Origin of the sequence: Paenibacillus sp. TAB_01, from assembly GCF_043945595.1 — a bacterium.
Lineage (GTDB): Bacteria > Bacillota > Bacilli > Paenibacillales > NBRC-103111 > Paenibacillus_S.
This window is the reverse complement of the sequence record NZ_JBIFNP010000001.1, coordinates 4,620,756-4,638,217: the sequence shown is the minus strand read 5'-3', so window position 1 is coordinate 4,638,217 and position 17,462 is coordinate 4,620,756. Positions and strand designations below refer to the sequence as shown.

Genomic DNA, 17,462 nt, shown 5'->3' with positions numbered 1-17,462 from the left:
TATAATCTCTTTTTTTACAAACCGTAAAAACGCATGTTCGCTCTTTTGGATCATTTTACACATTCGCATTACAATGCCTAAATTTGGGATTTTCAGAAAATGACAACTCTGTTTATCTCTAAAAACCTTACTTTTCCTCATTTTTTCTCTGTTGGTATGCTGAGATAAACTGCCTGTTAGCGTCACGATTAGCCGGTCAAAGACAGCATCCCAAGCCCGTGTTGCTGTGCTGCTCGGACGGTCGCTCGAAGCTTACGTGAGACAACAAAATGGCGCCTACAGGGTTGAGTCCCTGCGGCGCCATTTTGGCTGGTTAAAGGAGCTGCCTGGAAGTACGAAGCAGCTTCATTGTTTTGGCACGAGCTTAGTCCCATACTCAGTCCCACCCTACTGTCCTGCAGTTCAGAACTGCAGGATCGCTCTTAGCGGGATACAGCGCGGTATTCTTTGGACAGAGGAGCGGAGCCGCCGGATGCGTTCTGCTTCCTGTTTCTCAGCAGGAAGGCGACAGGCAGGCCGACAATGCCGATCCACGCGGCCACGAAAAAGACGTCGTTCACGCTCATCGTCATAGCCAGCAGCTTCGTCGGATCGTTAGCGGCCGCGCCATGGGCGAGCGCTTCGGTATGGACGCCTGTACGGGAGGTCAGCAGGCCCGTGAAAAAAGCGACGGAAAACGAGCCGGCCACGTTGCGGACCCAGTTGCTCATGGAGGAGCCGTGCCCGGCCCATTCCTTCGGAATCGACTGCATGCCTGCGTTGCTGGCAGGCATCATCGTGAGAGAGAAGCCGACGTTGCGCACGGTCATCCAACAGGCGATATAGGCGGGCGAGGTATCGACGGAGAGCCAGCCGAGCGCCAGCGTTCCAAGGGAGATCATCGTTACGCCGATACTGATCAGCCAGAAGGGGCCGAACCGCACGTAAAGCTTGCCGACAACCGGCATGGCCAGAGCCATGACGAGAGAGGCCGGGAACAGCACCAATCCGGTTTGGAGCGGGGAAAGCCGCTCTACGTTTTGCAGGAACAGAGAGGTCAGCAGTGTGCCTGAATAGAGGCTGACCGTGATAATGGTTGCAATGATAAGAGTCAGCGTATAGCGGGTGTACCCGAAGACTCTGACGTTCAACAGCGGCGCAGACGCTTTTCGCTCCCGCCATATGAACAGGACAATCAGGATAGCGCCGGCCGCGAGCAGGAGTACTGTTTTGGCCGAAAGCCAGCCCCAGCTGTTCGCCTCGCTGAAAGCGATGAGCAGAGACAAGCTGCCTGCCAGAACTGTGACAAGGCCTATCGCATCGAACGATTGGGATGAGCTCAGCTTATAGCTCGGTATCCAGAGGATAGAGAGGACGACAGCCACCACGCCGAGCGGGACATTAATCCAGAACAGCCATGACCAATCGAGATGCTGAAGCAGCCAGCCGCTTAAAGTAGGGCCGATGGCCGGACCCAGCATGGCCGCCAGCGACCACAGACTGATGCCTACCGCCTGCTTATGCCGCGGAATGACCTGATAGACGATGGTCATCGCAGTAGGGCCCACAAGCCCCGTAACGGCTCCCTGCAATATGCGGTAAATGATGAGCAGCAGCGGAGTTGTCGCAGTAGCGCAGAGCAGAGAACAGATCGTAAAGCCGATGAGCGAAGCGGTAAACACCTTTTTGGTGCTGAATCTTTCGCCTGCGTAGCCGGCCAGCGGGGCGGTGATGCCCATAGCCAGCATGAAGCCGGTGATCGTCCATTGGATGAGACTCAGGTCGCCCTGGAAGTGCTGCATAAGGGCGGGGACAGCGACGTTGATGGTGCTCAAATTGAGAACCGTCAAAAAAGAGCCGGCGATAATGGCCGTCAGTACGGGCCAACTTCGCTGACCTGATGTTTCTTCTGAAGACAATGGTTTCTTCCTCCTATGAGTTCCCTCCGCAAAAGCAGCGCTAAGCATCGGAAAGAACGGCACTTGGCTGCAGCTTCAGCGGTATTTTTCTATAAAATGTTATTTCTTCATTGCTCACTTTTATTTGTCTGCCATTTGAAACCCTGTATTATAGGAAAGCTCGCACTTAATTCGTAGGCGATTGCCCTCTCACCGTACTGGCCTCAGGGAGCAATCGCTTGAAGGCCAGCTTCAATAAAGGCGGAACCGCAAAGTAGATAAACCAGGTTCGAAACAGCTGATAGCAGCTGACGACGGCGATATCTGCTTGAATTTCTTTGGCCATGATCCCCATCTGATCCATGCCTCCGGGCACCATGCTCAGGAAGGCGGTCGCTGCGGAAATATCATGCATGCGGGTCAGCAGAATGCTCAGACCTAGCGAGCCCAAGATCAGCACCGCGTTGCTGAGGAACGCCAAGCCGATGGTTCTGACCTTGTTAGTCAGACTTTCAGGACGAAGCAGCAGGCCGACGTAAGTGCCGATCAGCAGCTGCGAAACGTCAAGAAGGCCGGATGGAAGGGAGGGACCGTATACCCCCGATAGGTTCAGAACGGCCGTCGCAATCATCGGACCAAGCAAATAGGCGGAAGGAAACCGGATTTTCTGAGCCAAATACGCGAAGATGACGCAAACGACGGCAAACAGCAATAGGTTGGGGAATAAATCCCCCCAAGGGGAAGCCACGGCGGCGGCGGTGTCTTCGATCGCCGTGCGGGGGCCGCTGAATAACGGACTGAACACTAGCAGAGGGACACAGAAAATAATCATCATAAGCCGTGAAACCTGCAAGAACGTCATGACCGTCAGATCGATGCCCGGGGTATCCTCCGCGAGGAGAATCATCTGGGACAATCCGCCCGGAATGCTTCCCATCAATACGGTCGGCAGCGGCAGGCCGGATACTTTGGAAACACAATAGCCGATCAGCGCGCTGAACAGCAGCAGCAGCACCGTCATTAGAATCATCGTCGGCAACTGCCGGCCCATCTCGCGCAGCGTTGTCATCGTGAATGACAGGCCGATCGAATACCCGATAATAATCATGGCCGTATTGCGCAGAAAGCCGGGCCAGAGCGGTGTAATTCGTTTCAGCATCCGCGACCCGATTAAAGTGAATACCATAGGACCGAGCAGCCAGGGCAGCGGGGAATGAATAACTGTAAACAGCGCACCGCCTGCCAGAGCTATAACGAAAGTGACGAGGAAACGAATCATAACTGACCGGCCAATGCGGCAATTTGGTTGGTTACATCGCCTTGGATGCGTCCGCCGTGATAGCAAATTACCGTTTCAATGTCGAAAGCGATCAATTTCTTCAGCGACTGCAGCGCTTGTTCCATATGGGGCGTTGCCGACGGATTGGGCCCCTTCAGCTTGCCGTCCATCGCGAGCATCGCATCGCCTGCGATCAGCGTTTTGCTCGGCTGATGATACAGGCAGACATGGCCTGGCGTATGCCCAGGGGTATGAATGACCGTAAGCCCTCCGGCGATCGGAAGTGTCTCCCCGTCTGCGAGCAGCCGGTCGACGTTGGGGCGCAATGGGTGCAGGAAGGTCCGCTCAAAAAGCATCCGCACCGTTTCCGGCAACGGCTGCAGGAAAGAGGCAAGCCGCTCCGGAGTCACCTTCAGCATCGGCTCTGTGCCGTTAATGGCATCCGCATCGTCTTTATGCGCATATACGATCGGAGCTTGGCCTTCAACCGGCACAAATTCGGGCAAGCCGCCTATATGATCAATATCCTGGTGCGTCAAAATAATCGAGCTCAGCGGGATCTCTCCGACGCCCGCCTGCCTGATCAGCTCGCGGATTGCCGGAGCGGAGCCGGGCATGCCCGTGTCGGCCAAGACCATGGAGTCTTTGTCATACAAAATCGTGGGACAAACGGTCATAGGTCCCAAATGTAATTCTAACATTTCAATGCCTTGCGCAATTCGCATGTGTATACCGATTCCCTGGCCTCAAGCCGATCGAGGCAGGAGCCGGCCACCTCCCTTGTGGAATAATGAATATTAAAACTTATGAGTTCATTATAGAACCGCATAGTTTTATCGTCAATGAGCAACGTTGACGTTCATCTGCTCTCATGTCAAGATAGAAGGGGGGGATAATAGATGGAAGATATGAAAAAAAGTAAAATTCTGGACACCGCCATGGATCTGTTTCGAATGAAAGGATACACCGCCGCATCGATGCAGGATATCGCAGAAGCATGCGGCATGGCCAAAGCCAGCATCTATAAATTTTTTGCTTCCAAGGAAGATTTATTCACGGCAGCGTTCGTCGCATGCCACCAAACGCTGCTCGACCAGGCAGCCGCGCTGGATCGTCTGGGGAATGAGCTTAATTGGCCGCCCAAAGAAAAGCTGCGGCGCAAGATTGAGCTGCAGCTGCAATATACCGTGGACAATCATCTGTTTATGATTGATTTCAAGGAGCTGCCCATTACGGCCAACGATAATTTCATCACAGCTTGGAAGCGCAAGAAAGCTGCGCTGCAGGCTTGGCGCCATGAATTGCTTATCGATGCCTACGGGGAAAGAATCGAGCCGTATGTTTGGGATGTGGTCGCGATTTTCCGGGGCATTCATATAGAATATTTGAACTACGTTCAGCAGAAGGTCATTGCGCTGCCGATGTCGGAGCTGGCGGCATTCCTGGCCGACCGGATGGACGCGTTGACCGAAGAGCTGATCCGTTCCTCGCCGAAGCCGGTGATCGACGGCCGCAATATCTATTTTAATTATTTGAATCCAAGCGACCCTCCGGTCCGGCAGGCGACGGTGGAGCAGCTGATAGAGATGATGAGCGATAAAATCGGCCAGCTGTCGAAGCCCGACAGCGAACGTAAAGAGCTTCAGAAGGTTGCCGCGATGCTCGGAGAGGAATGCGGCCGCCCGTCCCCGGATGCGACGCTGATCCGTGTGTTCACTACTTATCTGGACCTGATTCCGGAGCTCCGGTCACATCTTCGGCAGCTGCACTTTCTATTGTCATAACAGCCCCCGGCTATCGGCGATGCTATAAATAATAGGAAATAGATTGATTCGGATGTAAAAGGAGACAATAAAAGTATACAAGCTACGTATACTATATTGTCTCCTTTTTTCGTTTCCTTGCCAGGAGGGTAATGGAGCTTGAAGGAAGATGAATTTATAATGGAGGGGTTTGCTATGAAGTCGCTTATAGATGTCGTGAATCATGTCGTGAAACGGATTGAGGAGCAGCCTCTAACCAAGCTGGAGTTCCGCCCCTTTGTTTTCAATGACGGAACCGTTATCGCCTGGCAGGACGAGCAGGGACGCATGCGCCTCCGCATTGTAGCAGGCGCGCCTGAACGGATTGACTTTACTTTGGATATTCAGCATACATTTGATGACGGGTTTGAACGCTTGAAGGAGTTTGAATATGTCGTGGATGGGGAACGGTCGATGGCCCTCGTTCATTTTCACCGTCCGAATGAGCTTGCGGTTACACGCTGACAGCATAGCGCGGCGTTATAGCGCGGACAGAATGAAGAGGGGCTTGGCTGCACTTGGCGGGCCGCTGAAAGACCGGGTAAGCGGGCGAACACGTTTGGTAGAAACGTAGCGCTCCTCTTTATCCCGGTTTTCGGCGGCGTCCTCCTGGGCCAAGCCTTTTTTTCATTTTTGACTATGACATAGGCTGACATAGTTATGGTCTATACTGCATTGTAGATCAATGAAAGGAGCGGTAAATGATGCAGCCTCTGAAAGGGAAAGCGGCACTGGTGGCTGGCGCAACGCGAGGCGCAGGCCGAGGAATAGCGGTCGAATTAGGTGCAGCGGGAGCCACCGTATATGTGACCGGACGGACGACACGTACGCAGCGCTCCGAGTATAACCGCCCGGAGACGATTGAGGAAACCGCCGAGCTCGTAAACGAAGCGGGCGGGCATGGAATACCGGTTCAAGTGGACCACCTGGTTCCGGAACAGGTTCAGGCTTTAATGGCGCGCATTGAGCAGGAGCAAAGACGGCTGGACATTCTGGTTAACGATGTATGGGGGGCGGAGCATTTATCCCAATGGAACATGCCCGTTTGGGAGCATTCGCTTGAGGGGGGACTGCGTACGCTTCGGCTTGCGATTGATACGCATATCATTACAAGCCATTTTGCCCTGCCCCTGTTAATTCGAAGCGGGAGCGGGCTGGTCGTCGAGATTACCGACGGCACCGCGGAGTACAACGAGGCCAATTATCGTTTATCTTTATTTTATGATTTGGCCAAGACCTCTGTCATTCGTATGGCTCAGTCTTTAGCCCACGAGCTGTCACCTTATCCATGTACTGCGGTGGCTTTGACTCCGGGCTGGATGCGCTCGGAGATCATGCTGGAGCATTATGGAGTCAAGGAAGAAAACTGGCGTGACGCTGCGGCCAAGGAGCCTCATTTTGTCATATCGGAATCGCCGAGATTTACCGGGCGCGCGGTTGCCGCGCTTGCCCAGGATCCGAATGTCGGGCGTTGGAACGGCCGTTCTTTGTCAAGCGGCAAGCTCGCACAAGAGTATGGCTTTCGTGATCTGGACGGCTCGCAGCCCGACTGCTGGCGCTATCTTGTAGAAGTACAGGAGGCAGGCAAGCCTGCGGACGCTTCCGGGTATCGGTAATCGGGCCGCAGCGGCCATTTAATAAAAATTTTATTTTTAGCACCATTTCTTTTTTAATAGTTTTCCTTATCCTAAAACGGACGAACGCTTAGGAGGAAACTAGAGATGAAGAAATGGTTTTTTTGGCTTGTTCTGCTTGCGCTGGCGGGCTATGGAGCGGCTCAATACGAACCGGACATCAGGGTGGAACAGCCTCCGGCAGGCACAAATCAGGCCGGGAAAACGGCGCCATCAAAGCCGGGACTGACAATAAAAGTAACCAAGGATCAGATTCATCAGGGCGACATGCTGCTGGTGAACAATGACCATCCTGGTCCCAAGGGAGTTGGAGCTTCCGAAGCGGTTAACCTATTTCAGCATAAGGAGCTGGTCCAAGGCTTCGGTTTGCTGGATCATTCCATCCGCCTGTCGCCACGCCTGGTGCAAAAATTTTCAGCTATGATCGGGGCGGCCGAGAAGGACGGTGTCCGCCATTTTTTAATCAGCAGCGGGTACAGAGACGCCAAGGAACAGGATCTGCTGTACCGGCAGATGGGCGGTGAGTATGCCATGCCTGCGGGATACAGCGAGCACAACTTGGGCTTATCGCTGGATATTGGCTCTACGCAATCGGAAATGAACCAGGCGCCGGAGGGAAAGTGGCTGAAAGCAAACGCATGGAGGTACGGCTTTATTTTGAGGTACCCGAAGGATAAAACGGCCGTTACCGGCATCCAGTACGAGCCTTGGCATTTTCGCTATGTCGGTCTGCCGCACAGTGCCGTTATGCACGAGAAGGGTTGGGTCCTGGAGGAATATCTGGACTTCTTACAGGAACAAAAGTCATTTACGACGGTTGTGGGGAATCAAACCTATGATATTTTCTACTATCCGATCTCCGGGGACACGACTCTTCAAGTGCCTGCCAGCGGACGCTACGACATTTCGGGCAGCAACACGGACGGGGTCATTGTAACCGTATATCGTTGATCTAAGCATAAACACCGGGAAAGAGGAGAGCCAATGAACAAACGGGGAACGAGGAATCGCGTCATTCTGCAAGCGGTGATGGCCGTATATGTCTATCTATTGGTTAAAATTATTTTATTTAAATTTGGCCCTATGGAACCGGTGTTTCTTGGGCAGCGGCTCAAGCAAAGTATGGAACAGCCTAGAGGAATTATGGCTAGATTGCGGGAAGGCAATCTGACCCCGTTCCAAGAAATATCGAGAAGGTTTCATGTGTTGACTGTTCATGATTTCATTAACCTGGTCGGGAATGTCGCGATATTCATTCCTTTCGGCATATTCATCGGACTGCTGTCCGCCAAAAGCAGCTTATCGGCTATAAACGCATGCCTGTATTCCTTTGGATTAAGTCTCATGCTGGAACTCTCGCAGGCCGTGCTGGCCATTGGGAGATTTGATGTCGATGATCTCCTGCTGAATACTTGCGGAGGTCTGATAGGCTGTACTGCGGTGAAATTGTGCGTCTGGTTCATGCAGCTAGGCTCCAAGGTTCCCCAACCGGGAGATACGATGGTCTAGCGGCGACGCACCATAATCAAGCCTAAACTCTAAACTTGTCTCCTTTTTGCAGATTAACAGGATCGGGAATGAATCTGATACTATAGAGTCATACTAATCCTATTGCAGGGAGTGGGACTATGAAATCTATTACGATTCTGATAGCTGACGATGAGGAAGAGATCGCCGATCTGATCGAGCTGCACCTGGAAAAAGAGGGCTACCGCTGTATCAAAGTATTTGACGGTCAGGAAGCGGTAACCGCTGTCAAGACGCATTCTATCGATCTGGCGATTTTAGATATTATGATGCCGAAGCTGGACGGTTATGAAGTGACCAGACAGATCCGGGAGCAGCACCACCTGCCTATTATTTTTTTGAGCGCCAAGGCCACTGATCTTGATAAAATCGCAGGGCTGGTTCGAGGGGCGGACGATTATGTGACCAAGCCCTTCAACCCGATGGAGCTGGTTGCGCGTGTGAATGCGCAGCTTCGGAGGTCGATTCAGTTTAATCAGACCAGGCAGGCGAATCAGCAGGCCTTGGAGGCGGGAGGACTCGTCATCCACCCTGAAGAGCGGACGGTATTCCTGTACGGCAAGCCTATCGAGCTGACGCCGAAGGAGTTCGATATATTGTACCTTCTGGCCAGCTATCCGAAGAAGGTGTACAGCTCCGAGCATATCTTCGAGCAGGTATGGGGCGAAGCTTATTATGAAGGGAGCAATACGGTTATGGTTCATATTCGCACCTTGCGCAAAAAGCTCGGGGATGAACCAGCACAAGAATAAACTGATCAAAACCGTCTGGGGGGTAGGATATACGTTCAATGGCTGAAGCGATCCGAAGCTTTCGATTTAAAATGGTGCTGCTGTTCGGCCTCAGCATGCTGTGCTCCGCGGCCATTACTTATATGGTTTATAAAGCTCTTCAGCTCTATTATCATACGACCAAGCTGGAAAGCCCTTTGACGAAAGTCCGTTATTTCATTCGAGATATCGGGGATGTTAATTTCTTTCTAATTATATTTATTCCGCTCTCTTTCTATTTCTTCTTTCGCTTCACCAAGCGTTACGCGGCTTACTTTCATGAAATATCGGGCGGGATCAACCAGCTCGCCAACGGCCAATTTAACAGCCGCATCCGCATCCTGTCGGACGATGAATTCGGGGATATTGCCCAAGACATCAACCGGGCATGCGAGCAGCTGCAGCAAGCGCTGGAGAGAGGGGATTTTGCGGAGAAGAGCAAGGAGCAGCTGGTCCTGAACCTGGCTCACGATCTGCGTACGCCCCTGACTTCCGTATTGGGCTACCTGGACTTCATGCTTCAGGACGATCAATTGACGGCCGAACAGAGGAAGCACTACACGACGATTGCTTATACCAAGTCGCAGCGGCTGGAGAAGCTGATTGACGAGCTTTTCGAAATTACCCGGATGAACTACGGCAAGCTCAGCATGGAGCGGGAGCCCATCGATCTCAGCGAGCTGCTCGTTCAATTAAATGAGGAATTATATCCGCTTCTGGAGAAAAACAGCTTAACGGCCCGCATGAAGGTGACCCCGCATTTGACCATCCTGGGAGACGGCGAGATGCTCGCGCGCGTATTTGAAAATTTGCTGACCAATGCCGTCCGCTATGGACAGGACGGTCAATTCATCGACATTGCCGGCTATTCCGATGCGGGTGAAGCGGTCATTCAAGTGGTCAATTACGGCAGCAGCATTCCTGCGGAGGAGCTTCCTCATATTTTCGATATGTTTTATACCGGCGACCGGGCGCGGACGCATCGGGAGGGGAGCACCGGCCTTGGTTTATTCATTGCGAAAAATATTGTAGCCCAGCATCAAGGCTCTATTTCCGCGGAAAGCAGCCTGATCCGCACACTGTTTGAGGTTCGGCTGCCGTTAAATGATTAGTAATATTTACTAATTTCAAAAAAAGTATTTACCGCATCGCGGGAATTTGATAATATAATCGCAGTATATTTAAATGCGATGATGAGAAGAGTAAATAAATGGATTCATACACAGAGAGCTCCGTCCGCTGAAAAGGAGCATCGAATTCTTTATTGAAAAAAGGCTCAGAGCAGCACATCGGAACTCGGACTTTCCAGGGATGGTGTGCCAGGAGCTCCTGTTACAGAGCTAGAGTATAAGCATTACGAGGTAATGCCGTACTTGAAGAGGCAAATATGGCGACATATTAGCGAACCTGGGGTGGTACCACGAGCATACAAATCTCGTCCCCAAGACTACGACTAGTCTTGGGGGTGGGATTTTTTTTGTTGGAGCCTTATCAATAACACCGTACACATGCAGATGTATATTATGTAACGAGCGCTTAATTATACCATGTTGAAGGGATTGGAACAGCTTATGGCAGAAAAACTGAGAGTTGGTATTGTTGGGGGAACGGGAATGGTCGGCCAGCGGTTCGTTCAGCTGCTGGATCAGCACCCATGGTTTAAAGTAACGGCGATTGCGGCGAGTGCCGGGTCGGCCGGCAAGACATATGAGGAAGCGGTTCAAGGCCGTTGGAAGCTGGAAGGCTCCATCCCTGAGGATGTGAAATCCATCGTCGTTCAGGACGCTTCGAAGGTGGAAGAGGTTGCGGCTGACGTCGACTTTATTTTCTGCGCGGTCGATATGAAGAAGAACGAAATTCAGGCGCTGGAAGAAGCCTATGCCAAAACGGGCACGCCGGTCATTTCCAATAACTCGGCTCACCGCTGGACTCCGGACATCCCGATGGTCATTCCGGAGATTAATCCGGGACATATTGAAGTGATCGCAGCGCAGCGCAAGCGGCTCGGCACGTCGACCGGTTTTATTGCCGTGAAGCCGAATTGCTCCATTCAAAGCTATGTGCCTGCCCTGCATGCTCTGCTGGATTTCAAGCCGACTCAAGTGGTTGCCTCGACGTATCAGGCGATTTCCGGAGCAGGCAAAAACTTCACCGACTGGCCGGAAATGCTGGATAATGTCATTCCTTATATCGGCGGCGAGGAAGAGAAAAGCGAGCAGGAACCGCTGCGAATTTGGGGTACGATCGAAAACAACCAAATTGTTAAAGCGGCTGCGCCGTTAATTACAACGCAATGCATTCGCGTTCCGGTAACGGACGGACATTTGGCTACGGTATTCGTATCGTTCGAGAAGAAGCCTTCGAAGGAAGAAATTCTCGCCCGCTGGCAGCAGTTCAAAGGACGCCCGCAGGAGCTTGGCCTGCCAAGCGCGCCTAAGCAGTTCATCACGTATTTTGAAGAAGAGAACAGACCTCAGACGAAACTGGACCGCGACATTGAACGCGGGATGGGAGTTTCCGCAGGCCGGCTGCGCGAGGATTCCCTCTACGACTACAAATTTGTAGGACTGTCGCATAATACGCTGCGTGGAGCGGCCGGCGGTGCAGTGCTCATCGCCGAGCTGCTGAAAGCGGAAGGCTACATTCAGCCTAAATAACAGCAAGGCTAACGAATTGGAGAAACAGCAAAACAGCAAGCGTCCCGAGGCTTCGGGAGCTTGCTGTTTTTTATATTTATGAGGTTCGCAGCCGGATTCCGGCGGTTCGTGTCCGGTCATGCCGATTCTTCTTGAATACTCTCCCGGTAGGCGCGCAGCGAATGGAAAATGATGGTCTTCATTAGGCCGGCATCCACTTCAGGTACAAGCTGCTCGGCGTAATTCCATGCATTTTCTTCGATTTGCAGGGCAATCCGCTTGCGAAGCGCGGGCGGGCTGTCATTAAGTCGTTCCGCCAGCTCCGTCAATTGGGGATCTTCGGCATGCCCCAGCTCGTGGGCAAATATCGCTTTGATATATTCGCCGAGACATCGCTCGGAAGCGAATAAAAGCCGGCACTGCTCCTCAATTACTTGTTCATACAAGGTTACGGTATGAGAGCCTGGATTGTATTTGCCGCCGACCATCCGGCGGGCGGGGAAGCGCTCTTCGATAACGACCTTCGCGGAGCTGCCGGAACGCGCTAACAGCTCCTCCACGATGTGATGTATACCGTTGTTGTCCAAGCTCTCGTGACTCCTTCGCCGTTAAAGTATATATCTTATATTATATTCCTAGTATACGGAAAATGATATACGAAGTTTCAAAGTCTGGGGCAAGGGTAAATATTAACTGTGCAAAGGCACTAAAACTTACGAGGAGTGATTACAATGGCTAGAAACCAGGACAACAAAATGAGCAGAGAAGAAGCAGGTCGCATGGGTGGAGAGGCTACAGCCAAAAATCATGACCGGGAGTTTTACGAGGAAATCGGTCAAAAAGGCGGCGACGCCACATCCAGAACGCATGACCGTGAATTTTATCAAGAGATCGGTCAAAAGGGCGGCGAAGCCCGGGATCATTCGAATACCCGTTCCGATGACAGCGACGATAACGACGACGGCAAGATGAGCCGCGAGGAAGCGGGCCGCAAAGGCGGTGAAGCCCGCGCCCGTCAGCGGCGACCGCGACTAAAGCAGCCTCTTAAATAAAGCAATCATCCCCACAGCAACCGAAACTGTGGGGATTTTGCTTATTTCTGACGGTTCATGCCCCAGCTGCTGCAGCGGAATAGGGATATTTGGCAGCGATACGGATACAGGAATTTGACCTGCGGACCGCGAATATTCTCGAAAGAACGAGAAATAAGGGGAGTCGGCGTGATCAAGTATTGGGTTAAAATGATGAGTATTTTTGTGCTGGTGGCAATGGGGCCTGCTGCATGGCAGCTTTATTATATGAGTTCTCTTAAGGAAAGTCCGCGGGCCTCGGCAGGTGTGCTGGACCTGTCACAATGGGACTTTTATAAAACCGGCTCGGTTCTTCTGCAAGGGGAGTGGGAATTTTATCCTAATCAATGGGTTGCGCCGGGCCAGCTTGATTTAACCGGCTCTATGGAGAAGCAGGGGGCAGCGGCCGGCGGATTCATTCAGGTTCCGCAAAAATGGGACGCCAAGTTTGTGGAGAACGGGAAGCCGGCACCGTTCGGTTACGGCACTTATCGTCTGGTCGTCAAGCTTGGAAATGCGCAGGAGCATTTGTACGGGCTGCGCACCGGCAATATCCGAATGGCCCATCGTCTGTTTCTTAACGGACAGGAGGTGGGGGCGAGCGGAGCGCCGGGAGCTTCCTCTATGGAGGAAACAGCGGGCAATATTCCATATGCCGTATTTGTGCCTGTACATAGCGGTACGGTGGAGATTATCGTTCAAGCATCGAATTTTATGTATGGGGCGGGCGGCGGCATGGTCACGCCGATACAGTTCGGTGATCAGCAATCGATAATGAAAAGCCGCGAGCTTGCTGTTTTAGTCGATATGCTGACGGCGGCCGGGCTGCTTATTCCGGGCTTGTATTTCCTGCTGCTCTACCGGATACGCAGAAATGACCGCGCGGTGCTGGACTTAGCCTGCTTCTGCTTGTTCTCTGTGCTGTATATTCTCTCGCATGGAGAAAAGCTTTTGGCGGTCGTCTGGCAGGGGCTTCCCTTAGATCATGTGATGCTCCGAGTGCAGCTGCTGTCGTCGACGTGCGCCTACCTTTTCCTTCACCGTTACGTGGCTGTTACCGTTCCTTCCTGCGTGAGGCCTGCGGTGATCCGGCTGTTTATGTGGGCAGGCTTGTTTCTGCTGGCGTCAGGTATCCTGCTTCCGGCAGCGATATTTACGAGCTGGGAAAAGTTCATTCTGGTGTTCGGGTTCGCCAGTGTCATCTATACAATGCATGTTCTGCTGACCGGGGTGATCCGCAGGACGGCTGTCAGCGGCTTCTGGCTGCTGGTTAGCTTTGGCAGTATTATGCTGTTCATCATTCTTAATTTCTTGTATGTGATCGGTATTCATCTAGCCCCCGCCATGATGATGATCGAGATTCTGCTCTTTGTTTTAGCTCAGGCGATGATTCAGGCAAAACGGTCCGCGCAGTCCTTCAATGAAGTTGAAGCGTTGTCTCACAGGCTTCTGACGCTGGACGGGCTCAAGGATGAATTTATGGCCAATACCTCGCATGAGCTGAGAACGCCGCTGCACGGCATCATTAACATGGCGCAGTCGATGATGGAAGGGGCAGCGGGCCAGCTGAATACGAATCAACAACAGCATTTAGCGCTCCTCGTTTCCACGGGGAAGCGGCTGTCGCTGTTAATTAATGATATTGCGGATTTTGCCAAGCTGAAAAACGGCGAGATTCTCCTGAACCGCCATGCCGTCGATTTTCGAATGGTTGCCTATTCCGTGCTGGAGGTCATCCGGCATGTTGCTGCGAAGAGGGAGGTCCGTTTCGTGAAGGAATGGGCCGAAGACCTGCCGCTGATGGATACGGATGAAGAGCGGCTGCAGCAAATTTTGTATAATTTGCTCGGCAATGCCGTCAAATTTACCCCGCAGGGGGAAATACGTATCAAGGCAGAGGCATGCGGCGCCTATATCAAAGTAGCCGTTAGCGATACGGGGATCGGGATCGCAAAGGAGCGGCTCAAGGATATATTCAAAGCGTTCGATCAGGGAGGATCGGCGTATAACCGGGAATATCACGGCACAGGGCTTGGGCTTAGCATTACGAAAAAGCTGATTGAGCTTAACGGAGGCAAGCTGTGGGTCGAATCGAAGCTGGGTCATGGGAGCACATTTTATTTCAAGCTGCCTGCCGCCAGCGGGCCCGTTCGCAAGCATGCCGAAAGGCAGACTGCCGTTGCGGAGGAGATTTGGACGGATCGTGCAGCGGAGGCTGACGAGTTTGAGGCAGAAGAAGACAGCAGCCGCGGCCGTGTGCTGATTATCGACGATGATCCGGTCAATTTGCGGGTACTTCGCAGCCTGCTAAGCATAGAGCAATATGAAATTGCCGCCTTTGATAACGGAATCGACGCTCTGGAAGCACTGTTCGCAGGAATGGATGCCGATGTAGTGGTTACCGATTGGATGATGCCCGGTATGACGGGGCTCGAGCTCTGCAAGGAAATTCGCAGAAGATTTTCTTTGTCCGAGCTGCCGATCCTGATGCTGACGGCGAGAAGCCGTCCGGAGGATATCGAGCTTGGCTTTCAGGCCGGAGTTAACGATTATTTAAGAAAACCGGTAGATGCCGGAGAGCTTCGCAGCCGGGTCCGTACGCTGATGGAGCTCCGAAGGTCGGTTCAATATTCAATCCGCACAGAGACGGCTTTTCTCCAGGCGCAGATCAAGCCTCATTTTTTGTACAACGCCTTAAATACAATTATTGCGATCTGTCCGGACGATGCCGATCAAGCGATCCGTTTGCTGCTGGAATTGAGCCAGTATTTAAGAGGAAGCTTCGGGTTTCAGAATTTGGATCGGCTCATCCCGCTTTCGAAGGAGCTGGAGCTTGTCAAAGCGTATTTACATTTGGAGCAGGCTCGTTTCGATGAGCGGCTCAAATATCGGTTTGACATGGACGAGTCGGTTCAAACTCTTGTTCCGCCGCTCAGTATCCAGCCTATTGTAGAGAACGCCGTCCGACACGGGCTTATGCGCAAACCGGACGGAGGTACCGTGATAGTAAAGCTGCGTCAAACAACGGATGGCTATACCGTCTCTGTAGAGGATGATGGAGAAGGCATCCCGGCACATAAGCTGGACTCGATTTTATCGGACAATGCGAGAGGGGATTCGGTCGGTTTAATCAATATTCACAAACGTTTGATAACGTTGTACGGAAAAGGACTTCAAGTGGAGAGCTGGCCAGGGCGAGGCACTATCGTAAGCTTTACCGTTCCCCGCGTTTACCGGCTGCAAGCGATCAGAGGACGAGAGGAGATGAAGGATGAAGGCGATTCTGATAGATGACGAGAAGCCGGCATTGCTCCATATGGAGCGGCTGCTGGCGGCGGAGCACGGCGTAAGGGTTGAAGGGAAATTTACATCCGCGCAAGCGGGCATTGAGTATTTGGAACGGTCAGGGGCGGATGTCGTTTTTTTGGATATTGAGATGCCGGGTATGAACGGGCTCGAAGCGGCTGAACGGATTCTTCAGATCGACGATGACATTCGCATCGTCTATGTCACGGCCTATGCCGACTATGCCGTTGAGGCGTTTGAGCGGTGTGCAATGGATTATTTGCTGAAGCCGATACATCCCGATCGTATCGCCAAGACGGTCCGCCGTATTGAAGCTATGCTCCGCAAGAGCAGCCAGGGCAAGGAAAAGGCGGTAAACACGGAGAAACGCGTTTGCTGCTTAAAACGATTGGCGCTGTACGATGGGGACGAAGCTGTGCGGCATCTGAAATGGCGTACCTCCAAGTCGCAGGAGTTATTCGCCTTCCTTCTTCACCGCAGAGATCGCTGGGTCTCCAAGGATCTGATTCTGGATACGCTGTGGCCGGATACTTTGCGTGATAAAGCTATGACGCATTTGCATACTTCCGTCTATCAAATCCGCAAATTGCTGAAGCAGTGGGGCGTGCAGCGAACGATTGAATATGAGCTCGACAGCTACCGTCTTCGTGCCGATGAGTTTCAGACGGATGTTCAGCTGCTGGAAGCTATTCCATTGGAAGAACCAATAAATGAGGACAGCTGGGAGAAGCTGAACCGTATAACGGACATGTACAGCGGCGATTACCTGGAGGAGCATGACTATGTATGGGCCGCCTCGAAAAGCAAAGAGCTGCTAAGCCGCTACCTTTCGCTGTCGCTTGCCTTGGCGCGGTATGAGATGCAGACAGGACGGGAAAGGATGGCGCTGCAAAGGCTGCTTCTGCTCCAGGAAAAGGAGCCGTATTCGGAAGAAATCTGTGAGCTTGTGCTGTCGGCCTATGCCAGGAATAGCGACTATCAGGCTCTGCAGCGTCATTACGACAGCTTTGTTGAACTTTTTCAAGCGGATTTGGGCAGAAAGCCGGACAGGCCGAACGACGAGCAGGTAAGCAGGCTGATACAATCGGGCAGACAGGAATGATGTAATATTTGGAAGCTTTCCCTCCAGTGATGGAGGGATTTTTTATTATACCGCACTAAAGACGGAAAATATCAGCTGGTTTCAACGGTTCGACAAAGTGCTGCTTTTTGTGTCGGTTTTTGTAGAACGTTATGTTCAGAATTTGTTCAGAGTAGTTCGTTATATTGATTATATAATTGAATACTACAAAATCAGACAAAAAAGGAGCTGATGTGTCGAGGAGGCCACTGAAAAAGGCATCGCTCCGAGTACGGAACATTCTTCCGATCGCTGTTGTCCCTGGATTTCTTTGATTATATACCGCTTGTAGCGGTTGAAATCCAAGGACAAAGGCGAACGCATTCGCTTCTACAGAACGATTCCGCACGCTCCGCTAGTTTTTCAGTGGCCTCTGTGTCGAGTTGTGTATTTTTTCTGGCAATCTATGCGATAGAGAGGCTGGCAGTTTTTTATGTAGTA

The 17,462-nt window shown here is 52.1% G+C and carries 14 protein-coding genes, 1 pseudogene and 1 other annotated feature; of the genes and pseudogenes, 11 read left to right on the top strand and 4 right to left on the bottom strand.

Features of this window, described 5'->3' with window-relative positions; translation table 11 throughout:
- Positions 1 to 422: 422 nt before the first annotated feature.
- The 3 genes from ACHHV8_RS22485 to ACHHV8_RS22475 form a co-directional block, all read right to left on the bottom strand.
- Positions 423 to 1,898, bottom strand: a complete 1,476-nt coding sequence (locus tag ACHHV8_RS22485; RefSeq protein ID WP_395161691.1) for a DHA2 family efflux MFS transporter permease subunit — start codon at positions 1,896 to 1,898, stop codon at positions 423 to 425.
- A 166-nt stretch (positions 1,899 to 2,064) separates the two neighbouring features.
- Positions 2,065 to 3,156 carry an AbrB family transcriptional regulator gene (locus ACHHV8_RS22480; protein ID WP_395161690.1) on the bottom strand — a complete coding sequence of 364 codons (1,092 nt, stop codon included), beginning with the start codon at positions 3,154 to 3,156 and terminating at the stop codon, positions 2,065 to 2,067.
- Positions 3,153 to 3,857, bottom strand: a complete 705-nt coding sequence (locus tag ACHHV8_RS22475; RefSeq protein ID WP_395161689.1) for an MBL fold metallo-hydrolase — start codon at positions 3,855 to 3,857, stop codon at positions 3,153 to 3,155. The genes ACHHV8_RS22480 and ACHHV8_RS22475 overlap by 4 nt, the downstream gene beginning before the upstream one ends.
- A gap of 198 nt (positions 3,858 to 4,055) precedes the next feature.
- Between ACHHV8_RS22475 and ACHHV8_RS22470 the strand changes: the two genes are divergently transcribed.
- The 8 genes and pseudogenes from ACHHV8_RS22470 (at position 4,056) to asd (ending at position 11,546) form a co-directional block, all read left to right on the top strand.
- Positions 4,056 to 4,940, top strand: a complete 885-nt coding sequence (locus tag ACHHV8_RS22470; RefSeq protein ID WP_395161688.1) for a TetR/AcrR family transcriptional regulator — start codon at positions 4,056 to 4,058, stop codon at positions 4,938 to 4,940.
- 174 nt (positions 4,941 to 5,114) lie between these two features.
- Positions 5,115 to 5,423, top strand: coding sequence for a hypothetical protein (locus ACHHV8_RS22465; RefSeq protein ID WP_395161687.1), 309 nt, complete (start codon positions 5,115 to 5,117; stop codon positions 5,421 to 5,423).
- 239 nt (positions 5,424 to 5,662) lie between these two features.
- On the top strand, positions 5,663 to 6,574 hold the full coding sequence (locus ACHHV8_RS22460; RefSeq protein WP_395163592.1) for an SDR family oxidoreductase: 912 nt from the start codon (positions 5,663 to 5,665) through the stop codon (positions 6,572 to 6,574).
- A gap of 105 nt (positions 6,575 to 6,679) precedes the next feature.
- Positions 6,680 to 7,543, top strand: a complete 864-nt coding sequence (locus tag ACHHV8_RS22455; protein ID WP_395161686.1) for a M15 family metallopeptidase — start codon at positions 6,680 to 6,682, stop codon at positions 7,541 to 7,543.
- 33 nt (positions 7,544 to 7,576) lie between these two features.
- A complete protein-coding gene (locus ACHHV8_RS22450; RefSeq protein ID WP_395161685.1) occupies positions 7,577 to 8,101 on the top strand; it encodes a VanZ family protein in 525 nt (174 codons plus the stop codon).
- Between the two features lie 119 nt (positions 8,102 to 8,220).
- Positions 8,221 to 8,917 (top strand): annotated as a pseudogene (locus ACHHV8_RS22445) (response regulator transcription factor).
- On the top strand, positions 8,910 to 10,001 hold the full coding sequence (locus tag ACHHV8_RS22440; RefSeq protein ID WP_395161684.1) for a HAMP domain-containing sensor histidine kinase: 1,092 nt from the start codon (positions 8,910 to 8,912) through the stop codon (positions 9,999 to 10,001). Before ACHHV8_RS22445 ends, ACHHV8_RS22440 begins: the two are co-directional and overlap by 8 nt.
- A gap of 69 nt (positions 10,002 to 10,070) precedes the next feature.
- Positions 10,071 to 10,335: a binding site (T-box leader), on the top strand.
- Between the two features lie 125 nt (positions 10,336 to 10,460).
- A complete protein-coding gene (asd, locus tag ACHHV8_RS22435) occupies positions 10,461 to 11,546 on the top strand; it encodes an aspartate-semialdehyde dehydrogenase (RefSeq protein ID WP_395161683.1) in 1,086 nt (361 codons plus the stop codon).
- A gap of 116 nt (positions 11,547 to 11,662) precedes the next feature.
- On the opposite strand, the gene ACHHV8_RS22430 is transcribed toward asd, so the two are convergent.
- Positions 11,663 to 12,112, bottom strand: coding sequence for a hypothetical protein (locus tag ACHHV8_RS22430; protein WP_395161682.1), 450 nt, complete (start codon positions 12,110 to 12,112; stop codon positions 11,663 to 11,665).
- Positions 12,113 to 12,256: 144 nt separating this feature from the next.
- Here ACHHV8_RS22430 and ACHHV8_RS22425 point away from each other — a divergent pair, with 144 nt between their 5' ends.
- From ACHHV8_RS22425 to ACHHV8_RS22415, 3 genes are all read left to right on the top strand, one after another.
- Positions 12,257 to 12,577: a KGG domain-containing protein gene (locus ACHHV8_RS22425; protein WP_395161681.1), complete on the top strand. Its 321-nt coding sequence runs from the start codon at positions 12,257 to 12,259 to the stop codon at positions 12,575 to 12,577.
- 168 nt (positions 12,578 to 12,745) lie between these two features.
- Positions 12,746 to 15,889: an ATP-binding protein gene (locus tag ACHHV8_RS22420; RefSeq protein WP_395161680.1), complete on the top strand. Its 3,144-nt coding sequence runs from the start codon at positions 12,746 to 12,748 to the stop codon at positions 15,887 to 15,889.
- Positions 15,867 to 17,003, top strand: a complete 1,137-nt coding sequence (locus ACHHV8_RS22415; protein WP_395161679.1) for a response regulator — start codon at positions 15,867 to 15,869, stop codon at positions 17,001 to 17,003. The genes ACHHV8_RS22420 and ACHHV8_RS22415 overlap by 23 nt, the downstream gene beginning before the upstream one ends.
- The last annotated feature ends 459 nt before the right edge of the window (positions 17,004 to 17,462 follow it).

Bases quoted from the DNA above. Each gene is read 5' to 3' on its own strand.
- ACHHV8_RS22480 (WP_395161690.1), bottom strand. From the start codon at position 3,156: ATGATTCGTTTCCTCGTCACTTTCGTTATAGCTCTGGCAGGCGGTGCG.
- ACHHV8_RS22475 (WP_395161689.1), bottom strand. From the start codon at position 3,857: ATGTTAGAATTACATTTGGGACCTATGACCGTTTGTCCCACGATTTTG.
- ACHHV8_RS22470 (WP_395161688.1), top strand. From the start codon at position 4,056: ATGGAAGATATGAAAAAAAGTAAAATTCTGGACACCGCCATGGATCTG.
- ACHHV8_RS22465 (WP_395161687.1), top strand. From the start codon at position 5,115: ATGAAGTCGCTTATAGATGTCGTGAATCATGTCGTGAAACGGATTGAG.
- ACHHV8_RS22460 (WP_395163592.1), top strand. From the start codon at position 5,663: ATGCAGCCTCTGAAAGGGAAAGCGGCACTGGTGGCTGGCGCAACGCGA.
- ACHHV8_RS22455 (WP_395161686.1), top strand. From the start codon at position 6,680: ATGAAGAAATGGTTTTTTTGGCTTGTTCTGCTTGCGCTGGCGGGCTAT.
- ACHHV8_RS22450 (WP_395161685.1), top strand. From the start codon at position 7,577: ATGAACAAACGGGGAACGAGGAATCGCGTCATTCTGCAAGCGGTGATG.
- ACHHV8_RS22440 (WP_395161684.1), top strand. From the start codon at position 8,910: ATGGCTGAAGCGATCCGAAGCTTTCGATTTAAAATGGTGCTGCTGTTC.
- asd (WP_395161683.1), top strand. From the start codon at position 10,461: ATGGCAGAAAAACTGAGAGTTGGTATTGTTGGGGGAACGGGAATGGTC.
- ACHHV8_RS22425 (WP_395161681.1), top strand. From the start codon at position 12,257: ATGGCTAGAAACCAGGACAACAAAATGAGCAGAGAAGAAGCAGGTCGC.
- ACHHV8_RS22415 (WP_395161679.1), top strand. From the start codon at position 15,867: ATGAAGGCGATTCTGATAGATGACGAGAAGCCGGCATTGCTCCATATG.